General features: G+C 70.7%; 10 protein-coding genes and 2 tRNA genes. 5 read left to right on the top strand and 7 right to left on the bottom strand.

Annotation, left to right across the window (positions count from 1 at the left end):
- Window positions 1–62: 62 nt before the first annotated feature.
- Entirely contained in the window at window positions 63–311 is a 249-nt protein-coding gene (locus ADK66_RS27375) for a hypothetical protein (RefSeq protein WP_053660335.1), read from the bottom strand.
- 167 nt (window positions 312–478) lie between these two features.
- Between ADK66_RS27375 and ADK66_RS27380 the strand changes: the two genes are divergently transcribed.
- Window positions 479–4,249 carry a S8 family serine peptidase gene (locus tag ADK66_RS27380; protein ID WP_197281653.1) on the top strand — a complete coding sequence of 1,257 codons (3,771 nt, stop codon included), beginning with the start codon at window positions 479–481 and terminating at the stop codon, window positions 4,247–4,249.
- 108 nt (window positions 4,250–4,357) lie between these two features.
- Here ADK66_RS27380 and ADK66_RS27385 read toward each other — a convergent pair.
- From ADK66_RS27385 to ADK66_RS27400, 4 genes are all read right to left on the bottom strand, one after another.
- Window positions 4,358–4,431: transfer RNA gene (locus ADK66_RS27385), tRNA-Met, on the bottom strand.
- A 123-nt stretch (window positions 4,432–4,554) separates the two neighbouring features.
- Window positions 4,555–4,628: transfer RNA gene (locus ADK66_RS27390), tRNA-Met, on the bottom strand.
- Window positions 4,629–4,816: 188 nt separating this feature from the next.
- A complete protein-coding gene (locus tag ADK66_RS27395; RefSeq protein ID WP_082377697.1) occupies window positions 4,817–7,816 on the bottom strand; it encodes a UPF0182 family protein in 3,000 nt (999 codons plus the stop codon).
- Between the two features lie 96 nt (window positions 7,817–7,912).
- The gene (locus ADK66_RS27400; protein WP_197281654.1) at window positions 7,913–8,926 is read right to left on the bottom strand and encodes a PDZ domain-containing protein; all 1,014 of its coding nucleotides are present in this window, start codon (window positions 8,924–8,926) and stop codon (window positions 7,913–7,915) included.
- Between the two features lie 114 nt (window positions 8,927–9,040).
- Between ADK66_RS27400 and ADK66_RS27405 the strand changes: the two genes are divergently transcribed.
- The gene (locus tag ADK66_RS27405) at window positions 9,041–10,339 is read left to right on the top strand and encodes a zinc-dependent metalloprotease (protein ID WP_053660606.1); all 1,299 of its coding nucleotides are present in this window, start codon (window positions 9,041–9,043) and stop codon (window positions 10,337–10,339) included.
- Window positions 10,340–10,607: 268 nt separating this feature from the next.
- Here ADK66_RS27405 and ADK66_RS27410 read toward each other — a convergent pair whose 3' ends face one another.
- Both ADK66_RS27410 and ADK66_RS27415 read right to left on the bottom strand, forming a co-directional pair.
- Window positions 10,608–11,216: a hypothetical protein gene (locus ADK66_RS27410; protein WP_053660341.1), complete on the bottom strand. Its 609-nt coding sequence runs from the start codon at window positions 11,214–11,216 to the stop codon at window positions 10,608–10,610.
- A gap of 393 nt (window positions 11,217–11,609) precedes the next feature.
- On the bottom strand, window positions 11,610–12,140 hold the full coding sequence (locus tag ADK66_RS27415) for a M48 family metallopeptidase (RefSeq protein ID WP_053660343.1): 531 nt from the start codon (window positions 12,138–12,140) through the stop codon (window positions 11,610–11,612).
- 494 nt (window positions 12,141–12,634) lie between these two features.
- Between ADK66_RS27415 and ADK66_RS32030 the strand changes: the two genes are divergently transcribed.
- The 3 genes from ADK66_RS32030 to ADK66_RS27425 all read left to right on the top strand — a co-directional run bounded on the left by ADK66_RS32030 (window position 12,635) and on the right by ADK66_RS27425 (window position 15,464).
- Complete coding sequence (locus ADK66_RS32030) at window positions 12,635–12,802, top strand: DUF5679 domain-containing protein (RefSeq protein ID WP_167942864.1); 168 nt, start codon at window positions 12,635–12,637, stop codon at window positions 12,800–12,802.
- A gap of 206 nt (window positions 12,803–13,008) precedes the next feature.
- Window positions 13,009–14,121 carry a TOMM precursor leader peptide-binding protein gene (locus ADK66_RS27420; protein ID WP_053660345.1) on the top strand — a complete coding sequence of 371 codons (1,113 nt, stop codon included), beginning with the start codon at window positions 13,009–13,011 and terminating at the stop codon, window positions 14,119–14,121.
- Window positions 14,118–15,464, top strand: coding sequence for an AarF/ABC1/UbiB kinase family protein (locus ADK66_RS27425; RefSeq protein WP_053660608.1), 1,347 nt, complete (start codon window positions 14,118–14,120; stop codon window positions 15,462–15,464). Before ADK66_RS27420 ends, ADK66_RS27425 begins: the two co-directional genes overlap by 4 nt.
- Window positions 15,465–15,671 lie beyond the last annotated feature (207 nt).

Here is a 15,671-nt window from a genome sequence, read left to right on the forward strand (position 1 = left end):
CTGCGCCGCTGAGTGCGCCAGCGGGGCTCGGCGACCGCAGGCCGTCGCCCGGGTGAACGGGGTCAGCGCGGCGGGCCTCCACGGCGACCACGCATCAGGCGCAGCAGCAGGAACACGATGATCGCCACCACCACGAGGCAGCAGAGCAGGCCGATGAAGCCGAAGCCGCCTCGGGACCGCCGCCGAGCGGCCTCCACCACGATCTCGCCGGTGCCTGTGGACGCCCAGGCCGCGACGGGCACGAACACCGTCAGCACGACCGTACCGAGGACCGCGCCGAGCCGGCCCCACCACCTACCGAAGGAAGACATGCGCCCATCCTCCCCGAAGGGTGCAACCTCGGCACGCAGGCCCACCCCGAAAGCCGGGACCGGGCCGGCCGTACGCGACGATCCGGCAACCTCCCGGCAAAGAAGGTGATCTTTATATGAATCACGGAGGTGATCGAATCTGATCAACGTTCAACTCTGGAGGATCTGTGCGGCTCTCTCTCCCCCGAAGATCTGCGGCAGCAGCGGTAGGCGTCACAGTCGTCGCCGCTCTGGTCACCCCCACTGCGGCCCACAGCGCCCCCGCGCCCCCGCCGACGGCTCCACCGGCCACGACCGGCACCGCACACGGTGCTCCCGTCACGGTCACGCTGATCACCGGCGACAAGGTGACGATGACGCCGGGACGCGACGGCACGCCGCCCACAGTGGACGTGGTACGCGCGCCGGGTGCCACCGGCTCGGTACGCGTCGCCACCGAGGACGGGGACACCTACGTGTACCCCGACGAGGCGCTGCCTTACCTCGCCACCGGGCAGCTCGACAAGCAACTCTTCGACGTCACCGACCTCGTCGCCCAGGGCTTCGACGACGCACGGAGCCCCACGCTGCCTCTGATCGTCACCCGCGAGCCGGGTGCGGCCAACCGCCGGGCCAGCACCGCTCTGCCGGGCGCGGAGACCACACTGGAGCTGCCCTCCGTCCGTGGCGAGGCGATCCGCACCCGCCGGGCGCAGTCCGCCGACTTCTGGTCGGCCCTCACCGGCGACGCGCCATCCGCAGGTACGTCGTCGACAGGCCGGTCCGCCGGCACCGCGACCCCCTCGTTCGCGGCCGGCGTGGAAAAGGTGTGGCTCGACGGCAGGGCGACGGCGGCTCTCGCCGACACGACAGCGCAGGTCGGTGCCCCGGCAGCGTGGGCGGCAGGAGGCACCGGCAAGGGCGTCCGGGTCGCTGTCCTGGACACCGGAGTCGATACGACCCACCCGGATCTCGCCAACCGAGTGGTGGCGTCCCGCAGCTTCATCCCGGGCGAGGACATCGTCGACCGCAACGGGCACGGCACCCACACCGCCTCCACCGTCGCCGGAACGGGCGCCGCCTCCGGCGGCAGGGAGCGGGGAGTCGCCCCCGGTGCCGACCTGGTGATCGGCAAGGTCCTCGACAGCAACGGAGGCGGGTCGATCTCCGGGATCATCGCGGGGATGGAATGGGCGGCGCGTACCGAACGCGCCAAGGTGATCAACATGAGTCTGGGGGTCAGCGCCTGGCACACCCAGGACGACCCGCTGAGCCAGTCCCTCACCCAACTGACCGCCGAGACCGGCGCGCTCTTCGTCGTCTCCGCGGGTAACAGCGGACCCGACCCGTACACCATCGGGGCGCCGGGGACCGCGGACGCCGCGCTCACCATCGGCGCTGTCGACGGCTCGGACCGGTTGGCCGACTTCTCCAGCGCCGGCCCCCGCATGATCGACGGAGCCCTCAAGCCCGACATGACCGCACCCGGCGTGGACGTGCTGGCGGCGCGCTCGCAGCACCTCCCCTGGGGTGAAGGCTTCTACCGGGCGGACAGCGGCACCTCGATGGCCGCGCCCCACGTCGCCGGGGCTGCCGTCCTGCTGGCCCAGAAACACCCCACGTGGAGCCCGCAGCAGATCAAGGACGCCCTGATGGGCACCAGCGTGCGTACGCCCGGCTACGACGCCTACCGGGCCGGCAGCGGCAGGCTGAACGTGGCCGCCGCCTACCACCAGGACCAGATCATCGCGTCCGGGTCGGTGGACGCCGGCCTCGTCGCGTCACCGACCGACGCACCGCCGCAACGCACCAGCCGGAAGATCACCTACACCAACACCACTGACAGTCCCATCACGTTGGACCTGTCGGTTGATCGTGGCGACTCTCCGGCGACGACGTTCACGGCGGGCACCGGCCGGGTCACCGTCGCGGCCCGGGCGACCTCGACTGTCGACGTCGTGGTGGACCCGGCAGGACTCACCGCCGGCAGGTACTCCGCCCAGGTCGTGGCCCGCCACGCCGGCGGTGAGGTGCACACGGCCATCGGTGTCGCAGTGGAATCCGAGAAGTACGACCTCACCATCCACCTGAAGGACCGCGCCGGCCGACCCATGAGCGGCGAGGTCGAGATCGTCAGCGCCGACGGTGGTTCCACGTTCATGTGGGTACGGGACGGCACGCTCACCAGCCGCTGGACGCCCGGCTCCTACGCGGTCGTCGCCGCCGCCGACGTGGAGGGTCTGCACGGCGCCCACTCCCTCGGGCTCGCGATGCTCACCGCCCCCGAGGTGGACCTGACGACCAACCGGGTCGTCGTGCTCGACGCCGCCAAGGCCCGGCAGGTCAAGGTGGCGACGCCCCAGCCGACCGCCGTCACCAACAGCCGCATCGACGTCTACCGCTCGTTCACGTCCGAGGAGCCGACGCCCAGCGACACGAGCGCGCTGCGGGAGACGTTCTGGCCCGGCACCGTCTACGACAGCCTGTGGGCTCTGCCGACAAAGGGCAAGGTCAGGAAGGGCAGCTTCGTCCTCACCACCCGGATCCGGGCCGAGCAGACGCCACTGGAGATCATCCACAACGGCCGCCGCGTCGGTGACCCCCTCGTGCAGCCCGGGTCCCGGCCGATGCCCGACGGCACGTCGCGCCTGGACGCCGTCTTCGCCGGCACCGGCACGAAGGCCGACTACGCAGGCATGTCCGCCCGTGGCAAGGCGGTGGTCGTACGCGACAGCGACGCCGTGACCCCCACCGACCAGGTGGCGGCGGCGCTGGCCGCCGGCGCCGCGCTGCTCCTGGTGGTCAACGACGGTGAGGGCCGCAGCAGCGGATGGTACGGAAACCCCGACGGTACGACGACCGGTGCGCTCCCGGTCGCCACACTGGTCCGGGGCGAGGGCGAAGCCCTGATCCAGAAGATCACCGACTCCGGCCGGAAGGGCGTACGGCTCAGCATCACCGCCCACCCCTCGCCGGCATACCTGTACGACCTGGTCGACTACCACAGGGGCGGGGTGCCGAACGACCCGTCGGCCAAGACGGGTCGCGGCGACCTCGCGCGGATCGACACCGAGTTCGCCCCGCCGCCGGGTCAACTCTCCGCCGAGATGCGCGTCGACTTCCCGCCGTACGAGTGGGCTGCGGCCCGCCCGTTCCCGTTCCGGCAGGTAGCCCCGGGTCCGCGTACCGACTGGGTCTCCGCTGGCGCGGGCATCAGGTGGAAGCAGTACGTCGACGTGCTCAACTGGGCGCGGTCGAACACTGACGAGATCGCCTACCGGCCGGGCAGTGTCCAGAAGGACAGGTGGTTCGGCCCCATCACGCGGCCACGCCTGCTCACCTACGACATCCCGTTCCGCGGTGAGGGCGGGATCAGCGCCTACATCCAGGCGTTCGGCGACGCGGGTGCCGCGCACAGCGGCGGTGCCAGCATGCGGCAACGGGTCTCGCTCTACCAAGGCGACAGGCAGGTCAGTCAGCTCGAAGGCTGGCCGGAGTTCTACGCCGGTGACCTGTCACCGCGGAAGCTGCCGTACCGGCTTGTCGTCGAGACGGAGGGCAACCCCGCCTACAGCCCGTACTCCACCACCACGCGCACCGACTGGACCTTCCTCTCGGGCGCCACCGACGGCGTACAGGCGATCCCGCTCGTGCAGTTGGACTACGGGACGGACCTGGACCTGGCGGGCCGCGCGACGCGCAGGACCGACCTCGCCATCACGCCGGTCGTGGTGGGCAGCACCGCCGCGAAGGACGGGGTGTCCTCGCTCGGCCTGGAGGTCTCCTACGACGACGGCCGCACCTGGCAGCGGCAGTCCCTGACGGAGCACAAGGGCACCTGGAAGGCGACGCTGAACGCGCCGCACCGTTCGGCCTTCGTTTCCATCCGCGTCACCGCCACACAGCGCAACGGCGGCGGCGTCACCCAGACCGTCATGCGGGCCTTCGGCCTCAGGTGACATCCGTGGAGGGGCCGGTGGGCACCGGCCCCTCCACGGGCTGACGGAAGACCACGCGGGAACGAGAAAGCCCGCCTCCGGCGAACCGGAAACGGGCTTTCTCTTTCGTAGCGGGGACAGGATTTGAACCTGCGACCTCTGGGTTATGAGCCCAGCGAGCTACCGAGCTGCTCCACCCCGCGTCGACTGGTTAACCCTAACCCATCCCTTTTGACGATGATCGGCGGGGTCCTCCGACCGGACACCAGATCTCCGGAATGTCGAAAGCCCGCCTCCGGCGAACCGGAAACGGGCTTTCTTTCTCGTAGCGGGGACAGGATTTGAACCTGCGACCTCTGGGTTATGAGCCCAGCGAGCTACCGAGCTGCTCCACCCCGCGTCGGTTCACTAACCGTAGCGCACCGACCCGGGGCACCGCAAAGCGACTCCGATACCGCCGCCGTCGACCCCTCTGACCTGCGGCTTTGTCAGCCATCGACGCCCTACGCATCCGGTACCGACACGGCGGAGCCCCCGCCATCAAAAGGATGGCGGGGGCTCCGTGAGGTGCTTTCCGGGTGGCTGCGGTCAGCCGCCCGTACCCGGGCTGCCGGTCGGCGACGGCGGCGCTGCGCTGCCGCTCGGCGCCGGCGTACCGGCAGGGTTGGCGGCCTGCTGCGCCTGCTGGAAGGCGGTGAGCGCCTCGTCCAGCGCCTTGAGCGCGCGACCGTACCGCTCGAAGTCGCCGGACGTCTGCGCGGCCCGGACCTCGGTGATGGCGGTCTGCACCCGCTCCGCGGCGGTTGCCAAATCACCGGTCAGCGGCGGCGCGTCACCACTGGTCGGAGGCGGCGTCGTGGGCGTGGGCGTCGTCGGGTTGCCTCCGGTGGTCGGCGGCGGTGTCGCCTGCCCAGCCCGCTTGCCCTGCTCGACCAACTGCTTGATGCCGTCGTTGATGTTGTCGGCCAGCGCCACGAAGGACCCGCCGTCACCGTAGGAGAGCAGCACCTTCTGCAACAGCGGGTACGCGTCCTGCTGGTTGCTCTTCACGTAGACCGGCTCGACGTAGAGCATGCCGTCGGCGAAGGGCAGCGAGAGCAGGTTGCCGTAATGCACCTGCGCCTGGTTGCTGGAGAGCAGGTTGAGCTGCTGACGGATGTTCGCGTTGTTTGTCATCTGCTGGTGCACCTGCACCGGACCGGAGATCCGGGTCTGGTCCGGCAGCTCCAGCACCTCCAGCCGGGGCTTCCCGTCGACGTACGACCCGGAGATCAGCGCGGCCAGGTTCTGCCTGCCGTTCGGGGTGACCGCGGAGGTGAGCTGGAACCGAGGGCTCTCCTGCCCGGGGAACTGGGTGAACAGGTAGTACGGCGGCTGCTTCTGGCCGCTGTCCGGAGCGTCCGGCACGTTCGGCACCTGCCAGAAGTCCTGCGCGGAGTAGAAGTCGCCCGGGTTGGTCACGTGGAACTTGGTGAGCAGGTTGCGCTGCACCTTGAACATGTCCGCCGGGTAGCGCAGGTGCTCGCTCAGCTCGACCGGGATGTCCGCCTTCGGCAGCACCAGGTCACCGCCGAACGCCTTGTTCCACGCCTTGAGCACCGGGTCGGTGTCGTCGTACTCGTAGAGCTTCACCGTGCCGTCGTACGCGTCGACGGTGGCCTTCACCGAGTTGCGCATGTAGTTGACGTTCTCCCGGGCCAGCTGGAAGGTGCCCCGGTTGGTCAGCTCGTCGGTGGTCTCGGTCTGCAGGTTGACGCGCTCGGCGTACGGGTAGGTGGCCGCCGTGGTGTAGCCGTCGACGATCCACTGCACCCGACCGTCCACCACCGCCGGGTACGGGTCGCCGTCCAGGGTGAGGAACGGCGCGACCTTCTCCACCCGGTCCCGCGGGTTACGCACGTAGAGCAGCTTGGAGTCCTCGTTGACCGCCTCGGAGAGCAGGAAGTTCGTCTCCTGCTCCTTGATGGCGTAGAGCAGCCGCCGGGCGAAGGAGCCGATCTCGACGCCGCCCTCACCGGTGTAGGTGTAGGACTCGCCGCCACCCTCACCGACCGGCCGGTCGAACTCGGCCTTCTTGTTCGGGTCGGACTGGCCGACGATCGCGTAGTCGTCGGCCGTCATCCGCTCGCCGTAATAGATGCGCGGCTGCTTGGCCGGGATCTGCTCGGTCTGCGAGGAGCACGCCTCCTGGGTGCGCTCGCCCAGGAAGCCCGAGACGAAGAACGGCTGCCCGCCGCAGACCACCTGGTTGGCCGGGGCGGCCACCAGGCCGTACCCGTGGGTGTAGACGGTGTGCCTGTTGATCCAGGTGTTCTGCTGGTCGGTCAGTTCGCCGTAGTTGATCTCCCGGACGCCGACCACGTAGTCGGAGACCTTCCCGTTCACGCCGTAGCGGTCGATGTCCAGCTTGGGGCCGAAGTCGTAGAAGCCACGCACCTGCTGCAACTGGGTGTACGTCTCGCTGACCAACTGCGGGTCGAGCAGCCGCACGTTCGACACGACGGAGGTGTCGGTGGCCAGGTTCGCCGGTGGGGTGAGGTTGTTCGCCGCGTACGGGGTCGTCTCGGTGACCCCCAGCCCGAACGCCGCCCGGGTCGCGTCGATGCTGCGCTGGATGTACGGCGCTTCCTTGTCCTTGAGGCTCGGCTTGACCTCGAAGGTCTGCACCGCCCAGGGGTAGATGCCGCCGATCGCCACGGCGGAGACACCGAGCAGGGCGAGCGAGATGCCCGGCCACACCAGGTTCCGCATCCAGGCGTTGGAGAACACGATGATCGCGATGGCCACCACGATCGAGATGTACGCCAGGATCTCCTTCGCCGGCAGCAGCGCGTTGACGTCGGCGTAGCCGGCGCCGTACAGCTTGGCGCCCTCGTTGTACTCCAGCAGCATCGCCCGCCGGTCCAGCACGTACGCGACGGCCTTGAGCAGCACGAAGGCCGCGACCAGGCTGCTCAGGTGAGCCCGGGCCGCGTTCGTCATCCGGTCCCCGACACCCTGGAGGCGGACCCCGCCGAAGAGGTAGTGCACCGCCAGCGCACCGATCAGGGCCAACACCACAGCGGTGAAGGCGACGCCGAGCAGGTAACGCCAGAACGGCAGCTGGAAGACGTAGAAGCCGATGTCCACCCCGAACTCCGGGTCCTTGATCCCGAAGTCACCACCGTTGCGGAAGAGCAGCCACTGGTTCCACCGGCTCTGCGCCGACAGGCCGGCGAAGAGGCCGATCACCACGGCGGTCAGGGCGATCCAGGTGCCGAGGCGCGGGCTGAGCACCATGCGATAGCGTTCCAGCGCGGCCTGCTCGACCGAGTGCGGACGCAGCCGAGGGCGCAGACGGTGGGCCAGCCAGAGGTTGCCACCGACGATGACGGCCATACCGAGACCGATGGCGAGGAAGAGCAGCAGCCGGGTGAACAGCACACCTGTGAAGACCTCGGTGTAGCGCACCTCGTCGAACCAGAGCCAGTCCGTCCAGGCCTGGACGCCCCAGCCCAGCAGGGTGAAGAGCACGAACACCCCCACCAGGACGGCGATGGTGACACGTCCGCGCCTACTCATCTTCGGTAGGGGGCTGCTGCTACGCATTACCACTGTTGGCTCCGCACGCTCGATGTGATCGGCTCCGACCAGGCACCCAGAGTACGGGGTGTTCCTGAACGTGTCGGGACACGGTCACGAGCGTCAGCAGCGGGTCGGCTGGCCTCCGGCACGCAGTGTCTCCAGCGCGGTCATCGCCTCGGTGAGGGAACCCACCCGCAGAAGCGGCAGATCAGGCTGCGGATTGCGGACCGCCTCGGCGCAGTTGTCCGCCGGAACGAGGAACGCCTTGGCCCCGGCACGCTTCGCGCCGACGAGCTTCTGGGCGATCCCGCCGATCGGGCCGACGGTGCCCTCGTCGTCGATGGTGCCGGTGCCGGCGATGACTTTGCCGCCGGTCAGGTCCGCCGGCGTCAGCTTGTCCACGATGCCCAGGGCGAACATCAGGCCGGCACTCGGACCGCCGATGTCACCCAGGTCGATGCTGAGCGTGAACGGGTGCGGTTGCTGCTGGTCTATCTCGATACCGATCCGCGGCCGACCGTCCTGCTCACGACTTGTCACCTTCGCGGTGGCCGGTACGCCGTCACGGGTGTAGCCGATCGTCAGGGCCGTACCGGCCGGCTTGGCCCGGACCAGCTCGGTGAGCTTCGCGGCCACCGGCACCGGCTGACCGTCGACGGACGTGACGATGTCGCCGACCTTCAGCAGACCGGCGGACGGTCCGTCCGCGGCCACCGTCTTGACCACCACCTGCACCGGGAAACCCAACTCGCGCAGCGCGGCGGTCTCGGCGCTGGTCTGCGACACCTTGAAGTCCTCGGCGTTGCGCTGCTCGACCTGCTCCGTCGACTCCCCCGGTGGATACACCAGCTCGCGCGGCACCACCGCCTCGTCGTCGGAGAACCAGCCGGCGATCGCCGATCGCAGCCGCACAGTGGGCTGCACCCCCACAGTCGTCAGCCGAAGCTGCCCGGCCGACGTCGAGGTCTCCCGCCCGGTGATCTGGATGACCTCCTTGCCGTCGGCCGTACCCAGGGTGTTGACCGTCGGGCCGGGGCCGAGCACCACGTACGGGATCGGCACCCGGAGCACCCCGATGCTCAGCAGAGCGGTGAACAGGGCACCGAGCAGGACCGTCAGGCCACGACGTCTCATGCGCCAGAGCGTACCGATCTCCCGGAGCCGGGCTGCCCGATGCGCGCGCGACTTCGCCCTCAGCGCAACCCCAGCGGCGGCTACCTGGGGCTCGGCCCGCGTACCGTAGACGTCGTGCCTGATATTCCGTTCGGTTTCGCGCTCCCGGGTGGGCAACCACCAGACCCCAACGATCCCGCGCAGATGCAGCAGTTCATGTCGCAGTTGCAGCACCTGCTCTCCGCGCCGGGCAGCGGGCCGGTCAACTGGGACCTGGCTCGGCAGGTAGCAGCCAGCCAGCTCGCCGCCGCCGGTGACCCGGCAGTGTCGCCGTACGAGCGCAACGCCGTCGAGGAGGCGTTGCGCCTGGCGGACCTGTGGTTGGAGCCGGCGTCGTCGTGGCCGTCGGGCATCCAGACCCCGGTGGCCTGGAACCGCAATGAGTGGATCTTCAAGACGCTTGACGTGTGGCGCAAGCTCTGCGACCCGGTGGCCAGCCGGATGGTAGGCGCGATGGGCGACCTGGTGCCGCCGGAGGCGCGCGCCCAGCTCGGCCCCATGCAGTCGATGGTGGCGACCCTCGGTGGCGCCCTCTTCGGCGGCCAGTTGGGACAGGCCCTCGGCTCGCTCGCCGCGGAGGTGCTCTCCGCCGGCGACATCGGGCTGCCGCTCGGCCCGGCGGGCACGGCCGCGCTGATCCCGGCCAACATCCGGGCGTACGGCGAGGGCCTGGAGCTGCCCGAAGACGAGGTACGCCTCTACGTGGCGCTGCGCGAAGCCGCCCACCAGCGGCTGTTCCAGCACGTCCCGTGGCTGCGCGGCCATGTGCTCAGCGCCGTCGAGATGTACGCCTCGGGCATCCGGGTCAACCGGGAGGCGATCGAGGAGGCGATGGGCCGGGTCGACCCGACCGACCCGGAGTCGATGCAGGCGATCGCCCTGGAGGGCATCTTCACCCCGGAGGACAGCCCGGCGCAGAAGGCCTCGCTGGCCCGGTTGGAAACCGCGCTTGCCCTGGTCGAGGGCTGGGTGTGCCACGTGGTGGACAGCGCCGCCAGCGAGCGGCTGCCCAACGTCGTACGGCTGGGTGAGGCGTTCCGGCGTCGCCGCGCCGCGGGTGGCCCCGCCGAGCAGACCTTCGCCGCGCTCGTCGGTCTGGAGCTGCGCCCCCGCCGGCTGCGCGAGGCGGCGGCCCTCTGGGCCGCGCTCACCGAACACCGCGGCATCGAAGGCCGGGACGCCGTCTGGGGCCACCCGGACCTGCTCCCGTCCGACGACGACTTCGCCGACCCGGTGGCCTTCGCGATGAACGACATGGACCTGAGCGAGCTGGACAACTTCGACTTCACCGCACCCGGTGGCGCGAAAGAGCAGGCCCCGGGCCAGCCCGCCGACGGCGACGACACCGACGACGGCGACGACACCAAGCGCTGACAGTCAGAGCCCAGAAGTCCGGGCGCCCGCGCCGCTCAACGGCGGGCGCCCGGCTCATTGGTCGACAGGTGACCGCGATGGCCTCGGAAATCGCCGGCCGGAGTCACCGTTGATCAGGCTGGCCGCCTGCGAGCTCGTCAGGCGTGCCCGCCGCCTCCCGAAAGCAGAACGCCTGGGCTCGTCAGGTTGCCGCCGCGCCCGGGAGGGAGCAAGCGCGCGGGCCCCTCATGCGGGCCGGCCGACTCCGGGGGCAGAACGCCTGGGCTCGTCAGGTTGGCCGGCCGGCGCCCGAGAGCAGGGCGCGGGTGGCTTCCCAGCCTTCGAAGGCCGGGTCCAACGTGGCCAGGTCGGCCGGGCCGCGCAGTCGTCGCCAGCCGGCGGTGACGGCGACGTCCCCCGGTCGGGGCGCGCCGGCCCGGGCGTCGGTAGGGGTCGCTGTGTCCAGGTCAAGCGGGCGTAGCCAACCCGGCGCCGGCAGCCGCGCGGCGACCCCGAGCAGACCCGGGCCGCCGCCCTCGACCGAAGCCACCGCCACCGGCCGGGTGGTGAGCGGGCGCAGCAACTTGCCGACCGTCAACGCCGGTAGGTCGGGCACGTCGCCGGCGAGCACGGCTGCCTGTTCGTAGCCGTCCACGGCGGCGAACACCGCGTTCGGCGTCGGCTCGGCCACCTCGTACACGGTGGTGCCGGGCCAGACCAGTGCATCCGCCAAGGCACGGTCGGCAGGGGTGACCGCGACGGCGACGTCCACCTCGTTGAGGGTGGCGATCAGGTCGATGACGTCCTCGGCGAGCGCCGCTCGCCAGTCTTGCCGGTCAACGCCGGGCGGCGACCAGCGGACCGGACCGAGCAACGCCACCACAACCCGCCGCGCCATGCCCAGACCATATCCCTCCGCCCCGGCCCCGTCGCCCCACCCCAGCCCTGCTTCCGTCCTGGTGGTGGGTGAGCCTCCGTGCTGGTGGTGGGTGAGCTTCCGTCCTGGTGGTGGGTGAGCGGCCTCGATCAGGGCGTTCCCACGGCTCCCGCCCCGCCTTCACCTGTGCCGACCCGACCAAGCCCGATCCGACCCCGATCTGCGGGGTGATCGAAGCTCACCGGGCGGAACCACACCCAGAAGGTGCCGGCACCCTGCGCGGCGGGACGTCGACAGAGGCGCGGCGGCCGAAGGACCGAAGCTCACCGGCGGAACCACGGCCGGAGAGGCGACGACTCCCCGCGCGGCGGCGCCGGCAGAGGCTCGACAGCCCGAGGGGCGACGGCGGACCGGTCAGGTGGGGACCGGGGCGCAGGAGGCGGCGGCTACGCCTTCGAGGTAGCCGCGGGCTCGTTCGGCCTTGGGGTAGCGGCCGACAAGCGCCCAGAAGCGGGCGTTGTGGCTGGGCACGATGAGGTGGGCAAGCTCGTGCAGCAGCACGTAGTCGATCACCCATTCGGGCATGTCCTGCACGCGGTGGGAGATCCGGATGCTGCGATCGGCGGGTGTGCAGGAGCCCCAGCGGCCGTTCTGGTTGGTGACCCACCGGACGCTGAGGGGCACCGCCTTGTCGCCGTACCCGCTGAGGTAGAGACCGATCAGACGGTTGGCCCGGGCCACCAGTTCGGCGTCGGAGCGGGCAAGTCGACCCTCGCGTGCCGCGAGCCGGGCGAGCATCCGGTCGACCCACTCGCTCTCCTCGGCCCGGGAGAACTGGTCCGGGATGAGGACGACGACCCGCTCACCGTCCCGGTACGCGGACACCGTGCGTCGCCGGCGCTGGCTGCGCCGCACCTCGACGACCGGCTTACGCGTCCCCGCCATCACTGGCCCGCGCAGCCTCGGCTACGTGTCACGAAGGAAAGCTAATGCGTACTGACCAGGGGTCCGCAAGGGTCAACCACCCGACACGCGTCCAGAAAGTGATGATTGGTCGCTCGGCGTCCCGAAAATTTCTTGGCTGCACCGCCGCCAGCCGCCTCGTCACCCATGGTGAACACCGCTGGCGGCCGCATGCCCCGCACCACCGTAGATGATCACCTTCGGGGTACTCGCACGGGTGTCTGCGACGGTTCGTCGGCGTGTCCCCGCCAAACTGACTTATCCGACCTAATTCGCCATGCACACTCTCGACGTCGACTTGCTCACAGGTCGATGCACAGCTGACATGGAACCGCCCAGACCTGGGTAGGGTCCGCGGACCAGCGGTCACGAGGGTGGCTGCGGAATGAGACCCAGCGCCGGCCGCCCCGCGTGGCCCGCCGCCGGGGCACCCGCCGGGACGGCATCGACCGGCGGACGAGACGAGGAGGGGCACCGTGGCCGACCAGGCCCAGAACTACAACGGTTACTGCGTGAAGTGCAAGGAGAAGCGGGACTTCGAGGGGCACGTGGAGGTCTCGAAGACCGGCATGAACATGGCCAAGGGCAAATGTCCGGTATGCGGCACAACAGTGAACCGCATCCTGGGCAAGGCGAAGGTCTGACCGTACGGGTCAATGGGGGGCGGGGTGGCCGAGCGGTCACCCCGCCCCCCGTTGCCGGTCCGGCGGGTCTCCCTGTCGGGTGACTGACACGGTTACCGGCGAGTTGTGGATAACCCGGCAAATCCTGTGGACAGCGCTGGATACAGCTCCGGCCATCTGTGGATAACGATCGACCCTGCGCAGGGGCTCGGTCACGATTCGTCATCATGAGTCGTACCGCACTGCCCCGCCCGATGCTGCTCCCCGGCCTCAGCCGCCTCTGGCGGGACAGGCACACGCTGCAACTCGGCATCGGCCCCGGCCTCGCCGTGCTGTTGGAGCTTGCCAACCCACGCGCCGCCCACCTGCTCGATCTCCTTGACGGCACCCGCAGCGAACGCGCCGTGCTCACCCAGGCGAGCGCGGTCCGGGTCACCGCCGACGACGCCCGTACCCTGCTCGACGCCCTGCGCGCGGCGGGCCTCCTGGTGCCCGCGCACAGCCTGCTCCCCCGCGACCTCGCCGGGCCGGCCCGTGCCCGGCTCGCCGCCGAAGCCGGGGCGTTGGCCCTGGTCGCGGCCCGACTGCCCGGAACTCCCGCGCAGATCCTGCGGCGACGGCGAGCGGCCCGGGTGCTGCTCACCGGGGCAGGGGCGCTCGGCGGGCCGCTCGCGATCGCGCTGGCCCAGTCCGGCGTCGGGCAGGTGATCCCGGACCTCACCGGCCCGGTCCGCCCGATCGACCTGGTCGGCACCGGCATCCCGGCGACCGACATGGGTGCCCCGCTGGCCCGGGCGGTGCGGGCCGCCATCGACCGCGTCGCCCCGGGCACCGGCACCCATCCGCTCCGGAGCCCGCGGGCGGACCTGGTGATCCAGCTCGGCACGGACCGTCCGCCAGCGCTCCTCGCCGCCGGCCTCGCCCAGCGCCGTCAGCCGCATCTGCTTGTCACCGTCCGCGAGGGCGTACCGGTCATCGGTCCCCTGGTCCGCCCGCCCGCCGGGCCCTGCCTGCACTGCATCGAGCTGCACCGGACCGATCGTGACCCGGCGTGGCCGCGACTCGCCGCCCAGCTCGCCGCGGCCGAGCCGGTCGCCGCCGGCACGACCGGCACCCTGCTCACGGCCATCGGGTACGCGTTGACCGAGGCTCTGGCGCATCTCGACGGCGGGAGCCCGGAGACGTTGGGCGGCGCCATGGAGATCACCGACTCGTGTCGCTTTCGCCGCCGCAGCTGGCCGCCACACCCGGCGTGCGGGTGCTCGCGGAGCCGGGTGTCGGCACCAGCCCGGCCGCAGAGCAGCAGCGGAGCCCTCCGGTCGGTAACAATGACCGGGTGACCGACATCCCGCGCCGGGCCGTGTCCCGGACCGCCAAGCTCGCCGCCCTGCCGCTCGGCTTCGCCGGCCGGACCGTCCTCGGCATGGGAAAGCGCGTCACCGGGATCGCCTCCGACGTGATCTCCGCAGAGATCCAGCAGCGCACCGCCGAGCAGCTGTTCAGCGTGTTGGGCCAGCTCAAGGGCGGTGCGATGAAGTTCGGCCAGGCGCTCTCGGTCTTCGAGGCGGCGCTGCCCGAAGAGATCGCCGCGCCCTACCGGCAGGCGCTCACCAAGCTCCAGGAGGCGGCGCCGCCGCTGCCGGCCGCGAGCGTGCACAAGGTGCTTGCCGAGCAGCTCGGCCCGGACTGGCGCGATCGGTTCGTCGAGTTCAACGACACTCCGGCCGCGGCGGCAAGCATCGGCCAGGTGCACCGGGCGCGGTGGCGCGAGCCGGGGCTCGACCCGTCGGGCGAGCCGAACAGCCGCGACGTGGCCGTCAAGATCCAATATCCGGGGGCGGGTGACGCGCTGCTCGCCGACCTCAAGCAGCTCTCCCGTCTGGGCGGCATGTTCCGGGCCATCCAGCCCGGCCTCGACATCAAGCCGCTCCTTGTCGAGTTGCGCGAACGGATCACCGAGGAGCTGGACTACGAGCTGGAGGCCGAGTCGCAGCGCGCCTTCGCCGCCGCGTACGCCGACGACCCGGAGATCTTCATCCCGGAGGTGATCTCCGGGGCGCCCCGGGTGCTTGTCACCGAATGGGTGACCGGCACCCCGCTTGCCGACATCATCCGGGAGGGCTCCGAGGAGCAGCGGGACGAGGCCGGCCGGCTGATGGCCACGCTGCACCTCTCCGCGCCGCAGCGGGCGGGTCTGCTGCATGCCGACCCGCACCCGGGCAACTTCCGGCTGCTACCCGACGGCCGCCTCGGGGTGATCGACTTCGGTGCGGTGGCCCGGATGCCGGAGGGAACACCGGAGCCGATCGGTCGCATCGCCGGGCGGGCGCTGCGCGGCGACGCCGACGGGGTGGTCGAAGGGCTCCGGTCCGAGGGGTTCATCGGGGCCGACGACGAGATCGACGCCGAGGGGGTCCTCGACTTCCTCCGTCCGATGCTGGAGCCCATCGCGGCCGACGGGTTCCGGTTCACCAGGGCCTGGCTGCGGGCCGAGGCGGCGCGACTGGCCAGCCCCCGCTCCCCCACGTACCAGTTGAGTCGCCAGCTCAACCTGCCGCCGTCGTACCTGCTCATCCACCGGGTGACGCTCGGGTCGATCGGCGTGCTGTGCCAGTTGGAGGCGAAGGCCCCGTACCGGGGCATCCTGGAGCGCTGGCTGCCCGGCTTCGCCCCCGTGGCCTGAACGTCACGAAGGGCGGGTGCCGGCCGGCACCCGCCCTTCCGCATGGGGTGGTACTAGAGAACGCCCAGGTCGCGTGCCGAACGGTTGCGGCTCTTCATGGCGACGGTACGGGCGGAACGGGTTGCCTCAGTGCTCGTGGTGGTACGACCGGCCTGAGGCCGGCGCATTCGAGCCCGGGACAACGCTTCGTGGAGTAGTTGCATCTCA

This window comes from Micromonospora sp. NRRL B-16802, from assembly GCF_001279555.1.
Classification (GTDB): domain Bacteria; phylum Actinomycetota; class Actinomycetes; order Mycobacteriales; family Micromonosporaceae; genus Micromonospora; species Micromonospora profundi.

What these genes read in the sequence shown, in the direction of transcription:
- ADK66_RS27375 (WP_053660335.1), bottom strand. Translation starts at nt 311, where the DNA reads ATGTCTTCCTTCGGTAGGTGGTGGGGCCGGCTCGGCGCGGTCCTCGGT.
- ADK66_RS27395 (WP_082377697.1), bottom strand. Translation starts at nt 7,816, where the DNA reads ATGCGTAGCAGCAGCCCCCTACCGAAGATGAGTAGGCGCGGACGTGTC.
- ADK66_RS27400 (WP_197281654.1), bottom strand. Translation starts at nt 8,926, where the DNA reads ATGAGACGTCGTGGCCTGACGGTCCTGCTCGGTGCCCTGTTCACCGCT.
- ADK66_RS27410 (WP_053660341.1), bottom strand. Translation starts at nt 11,216, where the DNA reads ATGGCGCGGCGGGTTGTGGTGGCGTTGCTCGGTCCGGTCCGCTGGTCG.
- ADK66_RS27415 (WP_053660343.1), bottom strand. Translation starts at nt 12,140, where the DNA reads ATGGCGGGGACGCGTAAGCCGGTCGTCGAGGTGCGGCGCAGCCAGCGC.
- ADK66_RS27420 (WP_053660345.1), top strand. Translation starts at nt 13,009, where the DNA reads ATGAGTCGTACCGCACTGCCCCGCCCGATGCTGCTCCCCGGCCTCAGC.